The organism is Cohaesibacter marisflavi, from assembly GCF_963665895.2.
GTDB classification, from domain to species: Bacteria; Pseudomonadota; Alphaproteobacteria; order Rhizobiales; family Cohaesibacteraceae; genus Cohaesibacter; species Cohaesibacter marisflavi.
Genome location: NZ_OY762534.1, coordinates 1090731 through 1105730 on the forward strand (window position 1 = coordinate 1090731; position 15000 = coordinate 1105730).

10 protein-coding genes are annotated in these 15000 nt (G+C 52.2%); 3 read left to right on the plus strand and 7 right to left on the minus strand.

Going from position 1 to position 15000, the window contains the following annotated elements; genetic code table 11:
* Window positions 1-19 precede the first annotated feature (19 nt).
* The 4 genes from ACKPCT_RS06125 to ACKPCT_RS06140 form a co-directional block, all read right to left on the minus strand.
* Window positions 20-712, minus strand: coding sequence for a DarT1-associated NADAR antitoxin family protein (locus ACKPCT_RS06125; protein WP_319568676.1), 693 nt, complete (start codon window positions 710-712; stop codon window positions 20-22).
* 1 nt (window position 713) lies between these two features.
* Window positions 714-1334 (minus strand): DarT ssDNA thymidine ADP-ribosyltransferase family protein, encoded by a 621-nt coding sequence (locus ACKPCT_RS06130; RefSeq protein WP_319568677.1) that lies wholly within the window; start codon window positions 1332-1334, stop codon window positions 714-716.
* A gap of 227 nt (window positions 1335-1561) precedes the next feature.
* Complete coding sequence (locus ACKPCT_RS06135; protein ID WP_319568678.1) at window positions 1562-4768, minus strand: efflux RND transporter permease subunit; 3207 nt, start codon at window positions 4766-4768, stop codon at window positions 1562-1564.
* Between the two features lie 18 nt (window positions 4769-4786).
* On the minus strand, window positions 4787-5800 hold the full coding sequence (locus ACKPCT_RS06140; RefSeq protein ID WP_319568679.1) for an efflux RND transporter periplasmic adaptor subunit: 1014 nt from the start codon (window positions 5798-5800) through the stop codon (window positions 4787-4789).
* A 171-nt stretch (window positions 5801-5971) separates the two neighbouring features.
* Between ACKPCT_RS06140 and ACKPCT_RS06145 the strand changes: the two genes are divergently transcribed.
* Window positions 5972-6919 carry a cation diffusion facilitator family transporter gene (locus tag ACKPCT_RS06145; protein ID WP_090073710.1) on the plus strand — a complete coding sequence of 316 codons (948 nt, stop codon included), beginning with the start codon at window positions 5972-5974 and terminating at the stop codon, window positions 6917-6919.
* Window positions 6920-7038: 119 nt separating this feature from the next.
* On the opposite strand, the gene ACKPCT_RS06150 is transcribed toward ACKPCT_RS06145, so the two are convergent.
* Window positions 7039-7578 carry a single-stranded DNA-binding protein gene (locus ACKPCT_RS06150; protein WP_090073711.1) on the minus strand — a complete coding sequence of 180 codons (540 nt, stop codon included), beginning with the start codon at window positions 7576-7578 and terminating at the stop codon, window positions 7039-7041.
* Window positions 7579-7964: 386 nt separating this feature from the next.
* Here ACKPCT_RS06150 and uvrA point away from each other — a divergent pair, with 386 nt between their 5' ends.
* Entirely contained in the window at window positions 7965-10859 is a 2895-nt protein-coding gene (gene uvrA, locus ACKPCT_RS06155) for an excinuclease ABC subunit UvrA (RefSeq protein ID WP_319568680.1), read from the plus strand.
* A gap of 992 nt (window positions 10860-11851) precedes the next feature.
* Here the strand turns inward: uvrA and ACKPCT_RS06160 are convergent.
* A complete protein-coding gene (locus ACKPCT_RS06160; protein WP_319568681.1) occupies window positions 11852-12472 on the minus strand; it encodes a hypothetical protein in 621 nt (206 codons plus the stop codon).
* Window positions 12473-12715: 243 nt separating this feature from the next.
* On the opposite strand from ACKPCT_RS06160, the gene trmFO reads away from it, so the two are divergent.
* Entirely contained in the window at window positions 12716-14122 is a 1407-nt protein-coding gene (gene trmFO / locus ACKPCT_RS06165; protein ID WP_244544715.1) for a methylenetetrahydrofolate--tRNA-(uracil(54)-C(5))-methyltransferase (FADH(2)-oxidizing) TrmFO, read from the plus strand.
* Between the two features lie 4 nt (window positions 14123-14126).
* Here the strand turns inward: trmFO and ACKPCT_RS06170 are convergent, their stop codons facing one another.
* Window positions 14127-14996: a squalene/phytoene synthase family protein gene (locus ACKPCT_RS06170; RefSeq protein ID WP_319568682.1), complete on the minus strand. Its 870-nt coding sequence runs from the start codon at window positions 14994-14996 to the stop codon at window positions 14127-14129.
* Between the last annotated feature and the right edge of the window lie 4 nt (window positions 14997-15000).

The following is a 15000-nucleotide window of genomic DNA, read 5'->3' on the forward strand; positions in this document are numbered from 1 at the left end:
GTGGATGCTCAATAGGCAATCAGATTAGCGAACGCTGAAGTGGAATTCTTCGTTCACGACGTTCGTAAAAAGGTGTCAATAGCTCTTTAAATGAGAGTTCAGATTCCAGAGCTTCTGCAAGGGCACCGCATCTTACCAAAGAAACATACAACGCAGCAGAGAAGGCTTGACAGTTCACCGACTTGTCCGGATTAAACTCGATGTCGGAAAAACCTGCGAACCTACATATATCGGCAGAAAGCTCTTCGTCCTTGTGAAGCGTATTGATGTATAGCCAATCATAGAAAAATGTGCGTGGCTGAATCGGAAACTGCTTTTTAAAGAATTTGAACCCTGTGAGTGTACCGTTCTGTCTTACACGGATTTCCTTCTTTGCTTGTTTTGCGGTCATGTCATATATGTCAGGGAATGGGCCAGAGAAAGCAAAGACCTTGCTCCCTTGAAAAGCGGACTCGACAGAAATTTTGCGATTAGTTGACTTTGTGACAAACGAAAGATTGAAAGCGCTTGCTTTTACCCCTAACTCATCCTCCGATTTGCTTGAAATCTCGAGAATCGGGCTCAACCCAGCTTCGTCGGCGGCGTCATGTAAGGCGGAGATTGATTTCTGCTTTTGGCTGACTGCGAACCCAGGGAACCATTCGAACTCAATTTCCACCTCCTCTACTCCCGGATTGCCCTCGGTCGGAACATATACAAAACGTTTTGCCATTTCACGTCCAGTGTTCGTAGTCTTCTCGCGGTTTAAAAAGTTGCGGTAATGATTGTACACTTTTATCCTTGAAGCGAGTGTAATTATACAGAATTTCAGCTCTCTGAGCATCGTTTTGTGCGCCGACACCAATGATGTATTTCGATTCTATGTCTGCAAAAACCAAAACTTCTGCTTGTGGGTCCGTGGTGAAGTGATCCGGAATACCAAGATCACTGCGCTTCACAGGACCTATGTCCGAAAACATTGCGTCGAAAGATGCTTTATTTTGCAAGCTTTGGGGATTTGTATCTTTGTAGCATCCGGTCGCGGCATTTCTCGCATAGTAGGCACAGGGCTTTTGGATCAGAACGTTTGGATGGAGGAAAAGAACCACCCAAGTGTCGTCTGCGTAGTCTTGCCGAGCACGATAAAACATTTTGTAGTTTGGGAATCCGATAGATACAGACAAGGTTTCTGGATGTCTATCAAGCCTCATGTCGTCATTGAAATTGTAACATAATCCTCGGCGATCCAACTCAGTGCGGCGTAAGAGTCCGTTTATCATAATACTAGGGAAGTTGGAATATTTAGTGAAATGCACTAAATATTTGATACCACGCCCGGTCAAACGATCTTGCATTGAGGTAAGGTTCCTTCATTAACTCTACTTCCGTTTTAGTAGTGTTGATAAATAAACACAACCAAAACAGAAGGAGCTAATACCAAAATGTAACGATAACCGTTGCTATGCACCGAATGCCCGCTTCGTCCGCATAGCTGAAATTTGTTCGTCAGTATAAACGTCTTAACAAAAAGCCCGACACACTGTGCCGGGCTTTTCTTTTGTTTGTGTGCTCTTCCTTCTCGCTAGACCGGCCGGTCAGTCCCTTTGAGGGCGATATAGATGGCCGGGATGACCAGCACTGTCAGCAGGGTTGAGGACGCCAAGCCGAACAGAAGCGAAATGGCGAGGCCCTGGAAGATCGGGTCTGCGAGAATGACCACAGCACCAATCATCGCGGCAAGTGCCGTGAGCATGATGGGTTTGAAGCGGATGGAGCCCGCTTCCAGCAGGACTTCCTCGAGCGGCCTGCCCGACCCCTTTTCATGGCCAACGAAATCGACCAGCAGGATCGAGTTCCTGACGATGATACCGGCAAGCGCAATGAAGCCGATCATCGAGGTGGCCGAGAATGGTGCATGGAAGATCCAGTGACCAATCATGATGCCGATGAGTGTCAGCGGGATGGGCGTCAGGACCACCAGCGGCACGCGGAAGGAGTGGAATTGCGCAACCACAAGGGCATAGATGGCAAGGATGGCGATGCCAAAGGCTGCCCCCATGTCACGGAAAGTGACCCACGTGACTTCCCATTCGCCGTCCCACAAAAGAGCGACTTCTGAATCATCCTCAGGCTGCCCGTGCAGAATGATCTTCGGCTTTGGCAGATCACCCCAGTCATGGGCATCGATTTTGTCCTGTACGGCCAGCATGCCGTAAATAGGCGCCTCGAAGTCTCCGGCAAGGTCGGCCTGAACCATTTCGTTCGGACGTCCATTGTGGCGATAGATCGGGAAGCTTGCCTGCTCGCGATCAATGCGGATCACGTCGCCAAGTTCCACCACGCCGCGTTCGTCGGGAATGGCGTTCTGCGGCACCGGAATGGTCAGGAGCCGTTCGGAAATGGTGAGGTCGGATTTGTCCGGTTTCACAGCGATCTCAACCGGTCGACGTCCGCCGCCCTTATGGGAATAGCCGACCACCTGACCGTTCAGATAATAGGAGATCGTGTTGTAGACATCGCCTTGTGAAACATTGTGATATTCCAGATTGTCCTGATCGATGCGCAGGCGTGCCCGTGTCGTTGGTGTGCCGAAGCTGTCGTCGACATCGACAATGAACGGGACTTCCTCAAACAGCTTGCGCACTTCGGTTGCCACGGCACGACGGGTTTCCGGATTGGGTCCATAGATCTCAGCAAGAAGCGTCGAGAGAACCGGCGGTCCAGGTGGCACTTCCACCACCTTCAGCACGGTGCCTTCTGGCGCAGGCAGATCCTTGATCAGATCACGCACTTCAAGGGCAATCTCATGGCTTGTGCGGCTTCTATCCGCCTTGCCAGACAGGTTGATCTGCAGATCGCCCATTTCCGGGTTGGAGCGGAAGAAATAGTGCCGAACAAGGCCGTTGAAGCCAAACGGAGCTGCTGTGCCTGCGTGAGACTGGATGGACTTGATTTCCTCAACGCCCTCCAGTTTGTGGGCTGCCGCCAGCAGAAGCCGGTCGGTATCTTCCATGGAAGAGCCCTCAGGCAGATCAGCAATGACCTGCATTTCCGATTTGTTGTCAAAGGGCAAGAGCTTCACGGTTACATGCTTGGTATAGATCAGCATGGTCGATCCGATGGTGGCAAAGCCGACGATCAGCAGGAAGGCCCAGGCGTGGCTGCGACCGTGGAGTACGGGTCTGGCAAAGGAGCGATAGACGCGCCCCAACACGCCGCCGTCCTCAGCTTCGCTATGGCCCGGTTTGCCGATGAGATTCATCAGCCATGGGGTCAGCATGACAGCAACGAAGAAGGACAGCACCATTGCGGCAGAGGCAACGGCCGGAATCGGGCTCATATAGGGGCCCATCATGCCGGATACGAACATCATTGGCAGAAGCGCAGCCACAACAGTCAGCGTGGCGATAACAGTCGGGTTGCCCACCTCGGCTACGCCTTCGATGGCTGCCTGAATCTTGGAGCGATCATCCTTCATGGCCCAGTGTCGCGAGATGTTTTCGATCATCACGATGGCATCATCCACGAGGATGCCGATGGCGAAGATCAACGCGAACAGGGATACGCGGTTGATCGTGTAGCCCATCAGATAGGCCGCAGCGAGTGTCAGAAGGATGGTCGTCGGGATGACGATCAACACAACGATGCCTTCGCGAACGCCAATGGCGAGCCCCACAAGAATAACGATGGATACGGTCGCCAGCCCCAGATGATAGAGCAGTTCGTTGGCTTTTTCGTTGGCCGTTTCACCATAGTCGCGGGTTACGTCCACCTGAATGCCCTGAGGGATGATTTCCCCCTTGAGCTGTTCGACGCGATCCAGAATGGAATGCGCGATGACAACGGCGTTGGCACCCTTGCGCTTGGCAATGGCCAGCTCAACAGCGGGCAATCTGTTGAAGCCGCCCCCTTCTTTTGGCGTCAGGTTCCAGACGCGGTGGTCATCCTGACTGCCTCCAACCACGATGGTGGCTACATCCTTGACGTAGACCGGGCGTCCATCAAGCGTGGTGAGGAGCAAAAGGCCGATATCAGGCATACCATCAAGGGTCTGACCAACGGCAACAGGCACTGTTTTGCCCGCTTCACGCACGGAACTGGCCGTGAAGGATTTGTTCGCTGCCTGTATCTTGCCAACCAGCTGTTGCAAAGTGACGCCGTAGAGGGCCAGTTTTTCCGGGTCCGGTTCCACGCGGATCTGGTTGGTCTGGCCGCCGACGATATAGGTCAGGCCAATATTGTCGAGCTTGGCCAATTCTACGCGCAGCTCGTCCGCTATGTCATAAAGAGCGGTATCGTTCCACTTGTCAGCTACCGATGGCTCGGGAGACAGAGTGAGCACCGTGATGGCGACATCATCGATGCCGCGTCCAACGATTAGGGGTTCGGATATGCCCACGGGCATCCGGTCCAGATTGGCGCGAATCTTGTCATGCACCCTGAGAACGGCGGCATCAGAATCCGTTCCCACAAGAAAACGGGCCGTTACGATGACGCGGTCGTCATAGGTGTTGGAATAGACATGATCGATGCCATTGATGCTCTTGATGATGGTTTCCAGCGGTTCCGTGATAAGCTTGACAGCATCTTCTGCCTTGAGGCCATTCGCAGAGACCTGAATATCCACCATCGGCACTGAAATCTGCGGCTCTTCCTCGCGAGGCAACATCATTAGGGCGATGACGCCAAGCGCGAAAGCCGTAATCAGCATCAAGGGCGTCAGGGGCGACGTGATAAAATTCTTGGCCAGGTTGCCCGAAATGCCAAGAGCATGGGATTTCTTACTCATTTTATGACTTTCGTCCCTTTATGGCTGAATGAGTTCGTCGCCGACAGCAACGCCGGTCAGAATTTCAATCATGTTTTTGCCATTCTCATTGTAGGGTTGGCCCACCTGCACCGCGATTTCAGTCGGTTGGCCGTCTATGCCCTTGGCACGCACAAAATCGATGCCTGAACGGGTGAAGACCAGATCACGCGGCACGAGATAAGCCATGCGGCTGCCCGCTCCGACGCGAACCTGAATGCGTTCGCCAACAAAATAGTCGCCCAAGCCTTCAACGCTGGCATCGGCAAGAACCCGCCCATCCGAGATCTCCGGATAAACCTTGACGATCTCGCCGGTTTGCAGACAGGACGGATCGCACTCCATGCCACGACCGGCCAGTTCGATCGGGTCTCCCTTCTTGAGGAATTGGGCGTGGCGCTCTGGCAGAGCCATGCGCAGGATATAGTTGTCTTTGGCAATGGTGGCGATGGATTCGCCGGTCATCACCACGGCACCAACCGTGATGGGCACTTCAAGCACACGCCCGGCCTGAGGCGCCAAAACAGCCCCCTCCTCCATCTGGCGAACAACGACTGCTTTTTGTGCTTTGGCTGCATCGAGATTGCTCTGGGCGACATCAAACTGTGTGTTTGCAGAATCAAGCCGCGCTTTCGTGGTCGAGCCGCGTTCGAAAAGCTGCTGGGCCCTATCAAGTTCGGTCTTGAGGTTGGCTACTTGTCGCTGCGCCGCATTGATCTGGGCATCAAGGGCTTCGATCTGAAGGCTCAGCTTGGGGTCTCGCACCATGGCGATGGTTTCTCCAGCCTCGACATAGCTGCCCTCAGTGACGTTCAGTTCCTCCACGGTGCCAGATGTCCGCACGCGGGCCGAGAGGGAATCTGTGCTCTGCACGGTGGCAAAAACCGCCTTTTTGTCTTCAATGGATGTTTGCTGGACTGTGAAGCTGTTTGCGGTGGTCGCATAGCCTGCAACGGTCAGAGCGAACAAACAGGCCGAAAGAAAAGTGCCTCGTTTTTGGAGTGCATTGCGCATGGAAACTCTCTCCTGCTGTCAAATTACGTATATTAGTAATTACGAATATACGAAAACAATTACATTGTCAAAGCCTCATCTCCAGTTTTTGTCTATTTTCATACTCAGGTCTATCCGGTAGAAGATTGAGCGACAATTTGCTTATAGATACCGTCGTTGGGAGAAAATAACGTGGCATCTCACGGTTCAAAGAAAGTCATTTATGCAGCATTGGCTGGCAATACGTTGATTTCAATTACGAAATTCGTCGCAGCTACAATTACAGGATCATCCGCGATGCTGTCGGAAGGCATTCATAGCCTTGTCGATACCGGTAATCAGGGATTGTTACTCTATGGTATAAGACGCTCCGGGAGACCTGCAGACATCAAGCATCCTTTCGGCTATGGGGCTGAATTGTATTTCTGGGCGTTCGTTGTGGCTCTGCTTATTTTTGCTGTCGGTGCCGGTTTGTCTCTGTATGAGGGCATTGAAAAAGTGCTGCATCCCGAACCGATCGGAGACCCGACGATCAACTTTGTCGTATTGGGAGTGGCCTTCTGCTTTGAAGGGTGGGCTTGGTTTGTGGCCTTGCGCGAATTCCGCAATACGAAGGGCAAGCGGAGTTATTTTCAGGCGGTTGCAGACTCCAAAGACCCAACGGTCTTCACTGTGCTGTTTGAAGACAGTGCGGCCATGCTCGGCCTCATCGTTGCAGCTGTAGGTATTGGCCTTTCCCATTATCTTGAGCTTCCCTGGATGGATGGGGCGGCCTCTATTGTTATCGGCCTTATTCTTGGCATGACCGCGATATTGCTGGCCTATGAAACCAAGAGCCTGTTGATTGGGGAAGCTGCTTCCACCGAGAGCGAGGCCGAGATCGCTGCAATCGTCAATGCGCATCCGGCCGTGACCACGGTCAATGAATTGCGCACCATGCATCGTGGGCCGAACGAAATTCTTCTCGCGCTTAGTCTCGATTTTCGCGATGACATGATTGTGGGGCAGTTGGAGACAGTGATTGCAGATCTTGAGCGTCACATTCGTGAGCGTGTGCCGCAGGTCCATCGCGTCTATATTGAAGCGCAGTCTTATGTAGACCACAAATCGGTCGAAGCGCAGCTGACTTCATCTCACTGAGTTACTCGAGATCCTTTGAACCGATATGCGTTGTAACGACTGGCTAAAAAATAGATCTTTAAAGGAAAAACCCGGCATTGAGCCGGGTTTTTGATTCTTTATCTGTGATGGGATACGCATCAAAACGGAATATCGTCGTCCATTTCGTCGCGGAAGCCACCAGAAGGCTGGCCACCCCCTGAAGGGCCCTGCCCGCCGCCGCCGAAGCCGCCCGGGTTTCCGCCACCATAACCACCGCCACCAGGGCCGCCGAAATCGCCGCCACCGGACTGGCCGCCGCCAAATCCGCCACCGCCACCGCCTTCGCCGCGGTTATCCAGCATGGTGAGGTTGCCATTAAAGCCTTGTAAGACGACTTCTGTGGAATATCGATCCTGTCCGCTCTGGTCCTGCCACTTGCGCGTCTGCAGCTGGCCTTCCAGATAGACCTTTGAGCCTTTTCTGAGATACTGCTCGGCGATCCGACACAGGCCCTCATTGAAAATGACCACGCGGTGCCATTCGGTCCGTTCGCGCCGTTCGCCAGAGTTGCGATCTTTCCAGCTTTCGGAAGTGGCGACAGACAGGTTGCAGATCGGGCGGCCATCCTGAGTTCTGCGAATATCGGGATCTGCTCCCAGATTGCCAACCAGAATGACTTTGTTTACGCTACCGGCCATTGCTTTGTCCTTTGTTTCTTTGCTGTGTCCTGATGATCCGATCAGGGTTTTGGCACAGCATATGCGGCTTCGCTGCTGACTTCCATATGGGCTTTGGCGCAATCCCCATCCTTTGGTTCATGCGTAATTTGCATAGTCGTGTTGCAATGAATAGGTTCACAACATAGAACAAATCAGGTACAAATAAAAGCCCTGCGCCTAACATGACCATGATTGGAAGCAATCAAAATTGGCCATTGCCTTGATTTTTATAAACCGATATTGCATCGGGAGAAAAATGTGACCCGTTGCCAAGGGAGCTGTGATCTCTGGCTCTCCAGGCATCGTAAAGCATAGTCGGGTGAAAACCAGACGCCTGCCTCGCGCTGATAGAAAGACTGTTTGACATGACGATTGATAAAAAAGTGTCCGTTGCACCTTCGATGAAAGCGATATCGATTCGCGGTGCCCGGGAACATAATCTCAAGAATGTTGATCTTGATATTCCGCGCGATCAGCTCGTGGTCATGACCGGCCTGTCTGGCTCCGGCAAAAGCTCGCTAGCGTTTGATACCGTCTATGCCGAAGGGCAGCGACGCTATGTTGAATCCCTCTCGGCCTATGCTCGCCAGTTTCTTGAAATGATGCAGAAGCCCGATGTGGATTCCATTGAGGGGCTTTCTCCTGCCATTTCCATCGAACAGAAAACGACCTCGCGTAACCCGCGTTCGACAGTCGGGACCGTGACTGAGATCTATGACTATCTGCGCCTTCTGTTCGCGCGCGTGGGTATTCCTTATAGTCCGGCGACAGGCTTGCCGATTGAAAGCCAGACGGTCAGCCAGATGGTGGACCGTGTCATGGAGCTGCCCGAGAAGACCCGCTTTTTGCTTTTGGCGCCCATTGTGCGTGGGCGCAAGGGCGAGTTCCGCAAGGAGTTAGCCGAGTTGGTCAAGCGCGGGCTCACGCGCTTCCGGATTGACGGGCAGATGTATGATGACGGCGATTTGCCGACGCTGGACAAGAAGTTCAAACACAATATCGAGGTTGTCGTTCACCGTATGGTGGTCAAGGAAGGCATCGAGAAACGCCTTGCCGACTCGCTCGAATTGGCTCTGGAGTTGGCCGATGGGCTGGCCATCGTCGAAATGGTGGATCAGAAGGAAGAGAATGGGGAAGCCAAGCGGGTTACTTTTTCGGAGAAGTTCGCCTGCCCTGTTTCCGGTTTCACCATTCCGGAGATCGAACCAAGGCTCTTTTCCTTTAACAATCCGTTCGGCGCCTGCCCTGTTTGTGATGGTCTGGGGAGTGAACTTCAGGTGAGCCCCGAGCTCGTCATCCCTGACAACTCCCGGAGCATCAAGGATGGGGCGATTGCGCCTTGGTCCAAGACCTCGTCTCCCTTCTATCGCCAGACGTTGGAGGCGTTGGCCAAGCATTTCGATTTCTCTCTTACGGTTCCCTGGATCGAGCTGCCCTTCAAGGCGCAGGAAGTCATTCTCTATGGTACCGGCAAGGAGAAGGTGCTCTTTGTTTATGATGACGGGGCGCGATCCTACAAGACGACCAAACCGTTTGAAGGTGTCATTCCCAATCTTGAGCGTCGGTTTAGAGAAACCGAGAGCAGCATGGTGCGCGAGGATATTGGCAAATATCAATCTGCCCACGCTTGCTCTGCCTGTGATGGGCATCGCCTCAAACCCGAAGCGCTTGCGGTCAAGCTGGATGGCAAGCATATCTCACAGATTTCAAGTCTTTCCATTCGCGCCGCAGCCCGGTGGGTGCAGGATCTGCCCGCCACCCTGTCTGAAAAACAGATCGAGATTGCGGAACGTATCCTTAAGGAAATTCGCGAGCGGCTGAAGTTCCTCAACGATGTTGGCCTTGAATATCTGACGCTCTCGCGTGGTTCGGGGTCGCTCTCTGGCGGTGAAAGCCAGCGCATCCGGTTGGCCTCCCAGATTGGTTCTGGGTTGACCGGAGTTCTTTATGTTTTGGATGAGCCATCTATCGGCTTGCATCAACGCGATAACGCACGCTTGTTGGAAACACTCAAGCATTTGAGGGATCTAGGCAACACGGTGATTGTCGTTGAGCATGATGAAGACGCTGTGTTGGAAGCTGACTTCGTTGTCGATGTTGGGCCTGGGGCTGGTATTCACGGTGGGCACATCGTGTCTCAAGGCACGCCGGCCGAAATCATGGCCGATCCGGCGTCTCTCACGGGCCAGTATCTTTCTGGTGCGAAGACCGTTTCTGTTGACCATAGTCGCCGCAAGGGAAAGAAAAAGAAACAGATCACGGTCGTCAATGCGCGTGGCAACAACCTCAAAAATGTTACGGCTTCCATTCCTCTTGGCACTTTTACATGTGTGACCGGGGTGTCTGGCGGCGGCAAGTCCACTTTCCTTATTGATACGCTATATAAGAGCGCGGCCATGAAGCTGAACAGGGCGAGGGAGATGCCCTCGCCGCATGAGCGGATCGAAGGGCTGGAGCATGTCGACAAGGTGATCGATATCGACCAGTCCCCCATCGGACGGACGCCGCGCTCCAACCCGGCCACCTATACTGGCGCCTTCACGCCTATTAGAGACTGGTTCGCGGGGCTGCCCGAAGCCAAGGCGCGCGGCTATGCACCCGGTCGCTTTTCCTTCAATGTTAAAGGCGGGCGTTGTGAAGCTTGTCAGGGCGACGGCGTCATCAAGATCGAGATGCATTTTCTGCCGGATGTCTATGTTACATGTGATGTTTGCAAAGGGCATCGCTATAACCGAGAAACACTGGAAGTTCAGTTCAAGGGTAAGTCGATTTCAGACGTACTTGATATGACCGTTGATGAAGCGGCTGACTTCTTCTCTGCGGTTCCTGCTGTACGTGACAGGATGGTGACTTTGCAACGGGTCGGTTTGGGCTATGTGAAAGTGGGGCAACAAGCCACGACGCTTTCTGGTGGCGAGGCGCAAAGGGTCAAGCTTGCCAAGGAGCTTTCGAAACGCTCAACGGGGCGGACGCTCTATATTCTGGATGAACCGACCACAGGCTTGCATTTTCATGATGTGGCCAAGCTGCTCGAAGTTCTTCATGAATTGGTCAATCAGGGCAACACGGTTGCCGTGATTGAGCATAATCTTGAAGTGATCCAGACTGCAGACTGGATTCTTGATCTTGGACCGGAAGGTGGTGACGGCGGCGGGCAGATCGTCGTTGAAGGAACGCCTGAGGACGTCATGAAGTGCGAAGAAAGCTACACGGGTCAGTTTTTGAAAGAACTGAAGGAACGGCGTGATTCTAAATCGTGAGTCCTTTTTGATTTTTATTGAGGGAAAATACGTAATACTTTCGGCGATGCACAATGAGAATTGTTTCTGGGAAAAATTTCAAGCTATTGAACTTGTTCATTTTTTTCCAAAACTCTCATTGTGTTTTAGCATGCATTGATCTAAATCACTGATGTGATCGCTATTTGTGTTGCGTTGCAAAATTCGAAATAATGAATATTGCAATTTTCTGACTTTCCTTCTCAAGATTTTTGCTTTTCACAAGCCCCCTGCTCTTGACCAAGTAAGCATACGTCCTACTACGTATGTTCGCGTGATTTTGAGATTCGAAACCGCATATTTCCAAGTCATTGAAGTGATGTATTAATTTCCTGAATTTCGTTCTGGCTATGCGAAATGTGTGGGGCCTTTGAAATAGCAATGACGGTTTTGCATGATCTGCAAGACAGCTATGCATATTTTTGCAGTGCAAATGTCGGGAGTCTTTTGCTATCTATTTATCAACAGCAACGAGATGTTGATTAGAAATCGAAACAGTCATCTCTTTAGAGATGCAGAGTCACTTGAAGGTTCGGCAACGTAGGATCGAAAAGATGCTTGATACGGTTGTTCAGAATTATAGGCAGTGGCGCAATTTTCGTGACACGGTCGATAATCTTAATCGTCTGTCGAATAGAGAATGCGAAGTCAGCATTTCTCGTGCAGACGTAACGCAGACCGCACGACGCGCGGTTGGTATGTAACAGATTTATAGGAATCCAAACTTTCTCCTCCTCCCGAAAGTCTGAGACGTTTCGAAACGATTCCTCCCCGTTTTGAAACACCCTTAGAAGCCCACCGGATCTCCTCCCCCGGTGGGCTTTTCTAATTTCAGGCATCTAAATCCAAAGAATCGACACTCAACGGTCAGTGGCCGCAGAATGTGTTTTTTGTTATGCGCAGATGCTCTGCCAGCCAGCTATCTCCAGGCTTAGCGGCTGAGCATCATGGTGTGCTGTGGGATAAAAGAGGCTCTAATGTCTGGCTGGGGATTCAGCCATCCAGTCTTCCAGAGGCTTGATCTTGGGAAAGACGCCATTGTCATAGATCCAGCTATCGATCGCGTAGCTTCTGTCATTCTCGGTATTGAGTACGACGGCGGTTGCGTGAGGGTAGCGGCCATCAAGGAAGAAGCCTCGTGCGACCGGCGATTGAACCTTGTGGTATTTCAGAAAGCCATGCTGCTGGGCAAAAGTGATGAGCGATGTGGTGTTACTGGCTTCGTCTATGCAGTCCATCTGGCCGGGAACACCTGCATTTTTCATATCCAACCCGCCTTTGTCCTTATCTGAACCGACATACGGACCGACGCGTTTTTCAAACCAAGCAACAGCATTGCCTATGGCCTTAAGCTCCGCCTCGGGGCTTTTGCGTCCGGCGTAGAGTATTCTCTTGAGTTTTGCAAGATCGCCCTTGGTAAAGTGATAGCCATATTTCAGGCTGCAGCCGAATGCGTGGCAAACATAGATGGTAGTTTTCGTGGGGGCGCGATTGTTCATGGCGCTGATCCAGCCGCTGGTGGAGCTGGATGTCTGGGCGTTGCATCCTGCCAACGCAATCAAAAGGGGAACGGTTGTTATGAGTTTGAATTTCATGAAGATTGTTCCCGCTTGATAGGCCTTCGATCTGTGGTTCAATGTGTGTTATCACTGCGTCGTCAAACTGCCAACAAAAAAGTGGCTATTGTCCTACGAACAAGACCCGAGTTTCCTGCGATGAAATTTGGGTCAGATTTTCAGCATGTCTTGCATTTTTCCAAAACAGTGTTAGGTATCGCTACTCGACGGATTTCTGCCGGTTCGTCAGGCATAGTCAATCCAAACAGAAAGATCAGCGAAGTGACACAGAGCAACAAATCGGTGCGTATCATCGGGGCCGGGCTTGCCGGATCAGAGGCCGCCTGGCAACTGGCCAATGCGGGCATTCCGGTTACCCTTCATGAAATGAGGCCGAATCGTTCAACGGATGCTCATTTGACGGATCATTGCGCCGAGCTTGTATGCTCCAACTCTTTCCGTTCGGATGATCATGAGGCCAATGCGGTTGGCCTGTTGCATCAGGAAATGCGTGAAGCTGGCTCGCTGATCATGGCATGCGCAGATGCCAATTCCATTCCGGCTGGCGGCGCTTTGGCGGTTGCAAGGGAAGCTTTTTCTGAAGCGGTGACGGAAAAGCTCTCCAGTCATCCCCTGATAGTAATTGAACGAGGAGAGCTGGACTCCCTGCCCTCTGCGGATGAAGGCCCCTGTTTGGTGGCGACCGGTCCGTTGACGTCCGAGGCCCTGTCCAAGTCTATTTTGGCGCTGACGGGCGAAGAGTCCCTCGCCTTTTATGATGCGATTGCGCCAATCATTCATTTCGATTCCATCGATATGGATAAAGCCTGGTTTCAGTCGCGATATGACAAAAAAGGCCCGTCGGGCACCGGAGCTGACTATATCAACTGCGCCATGAATGAAGCGGAATATACCGCTTTCCTCGAGGCTATGTTGAGCGCTGATAAAGCCGAGTTCAAGGAATGGGAAAAGGCGAAATATTTTGACGGCTGCTTGCCCATCGAGGTCATGGCCGAACGTGGACGGGACACGCCCCGTTATGGTCCGATGAAACCGGTTGGCCTGACCAACCCGCATAAGCCTGATGAAGACCCGTTTGCAGTCGTCCAGCTCAGACAGGATAACAAGTTAGGTACCTTGTTCAATATCGTCGGCTTTCAGACCAAGATGAAATATGGTGCGCAAGCTGAGGTGTTTCGTATGATCCCGGGGTTGGAAAATGCCCAGTTCGCGCGGCTTGGCGGTATTCATCGCAATACCTTCCTCAATTCGCCCAAGCTTCTTGATGAAAGCTTGCGGCTGAAGAGCCATCCGCACCTGCGTTTTGCCGGACAGATTACCGGTTGTGAAGGCTATGTGGAATCCGCTTCTATTGGCTTGCTCGCTGGTCGTTTCATTGCAGCTGAAATGCATGAGCGGGCTGCTGTGCCTCCACCTGAGACTACGGCTTTTGGTGCCTTGTTGGCTCATATTACCGGTGGGCACTTGATTGACTCCAACGGAGGCAAACGCTCTTTCCAGCCAATGAATATCAATTTTGGCTTGTTTCCACCGGTCGAATTTTCTCGCCGACGTGAGGATGGATCCAAGATGCGTGGCGTAGAAAAGCAGCTTTCCAAGAAAAAAGCTCTTTCCAAACGCGCGCTGGATGACACGAAAGCCTGGTTGGACGCCATTCAAATCAGCTGATTTTCTAGAATTTGCTGGCCATACGCCAAATGCTCCAATAGCTGCGCCAGTTGGAAATCTCAAGATGATCATGAGGTTTCCGCTGGCGTTTTAGTAATATTAGCGGTACAGGTGCGAGAGCCATAAAGGCTGGTGTCAGATGGGCGTTTCCACCCTCTTTTATGTTTTTGAGACCCTCTATGGACTCTTTGTGCAAATCGGACGCTTTCTGGCACAAGGCCATGATCGCCTCTGCGCTCTGCTTGGAGTGCGGCGCAGCGTAAAGGTCCTGCTCTGAAAGGCCAAAACTTTCAAATATATCAAGCGGCAGAAAGAGCTGTTTTGCCTTTGCCGCTTCTGGCCACGTCCGAAGGTGTTCAGCCAGGCTTATGGCCTTGCCTGCTGTCATGAATAGCAGGGCAAGCTGGTCTGGCGATTGGCCATCATTCAAAATGCGACAGGCAAGAGCGAGGCGCATGCCCTTTGTCGATCTCGCGTAGCTATCATAGGTGTTGTCATCCGGAATCGGACTGGTGGAAAGATCTAATGAGTAGGCATCCACGATGGCTTCCAGTTGATCGGACGGGAGCTGGAACTTTTTCTGCGTTTGCTTGAGTGCTGTAGCCAGGGGGCCAATATTGGCCAGCCCGCATCCGTCGGTGAAGTTTGATTGGTTGTCCGATAGGATGTCTCGCCACCATTGCAGTCTGATTTCGCCCATTTCTTTTGAGCTGACCTGAGCGGGTATGCGGCGAAGAGTGGTAAGAAAGGCAAAAAGCGCCATCAGTGCAGGCCGCTTCTCTTGCGGGGCCGTCAGGGCCGCGAAATGGCTGACAGGATCGAGGGCCTTTAATTCACTCTGGCAGAAAGAAAAGATATCTTCGGAACCAGACATGGAG

Coding starts and splice junctions, on each gene's coding strand:
- ACKPCT_RS06125 (WP_319568676.1), bottom strand. CDS start 712: ATGGCAAAACGTTTTGTATATGTTCCGACCGAGGGCAATCCGGGAGTA.
- ACKPCT_RS06130 (WP_319568677.1), bottom strand. CDS start 1,334: ATGCAAGATCGTTTGACCGGGCGTGGTATCAAATATTTAGTGCATTTC.
- ACKPCT_RS06135 (WP_319568678.1), bottom strand. CDS start 4,768: ATGAGTAAGAAATCCCATGCTCTTGGCATTTCGGGCAACCTGGCCAAG.
- ACKPCT_RS06140 (WP_319568679.1), bottom strand. CDS start 5,800: ATGCGCAATGCACTCCAAAAACGAGGCACTTTTCTTTCGGCCTGTTTG.
- ACKPCT_RS06150 (WP_090073711.1), bottom strand. CDS start 7,578: ATGGCCGGTAGCGTAAACAAAGTCATTCTGGTTGGCAATCTGGGAGCA.
- uvrA (WP_319568680.1), top strand. CDS start 7,965: ATGACGATTGATAAAAAAGTGTCCGTTGCACCTTCGATGAAAGCGATA.
- ACKPCT_RS06160 (WP_319568681.1), bottom strand. CDS start 12,472: ATGAAATTCAAACTCATAACAACCGTTCCCCTTTTGATTGCGTTGGCA.
- ACKPCT_RS06170 (WP_319568682.1), bottom strand. CDS start 14,996: ATGTCTGGTTCCGAAGATATCTTTTCTTTCTGCCAGAGTGAATTAAAG.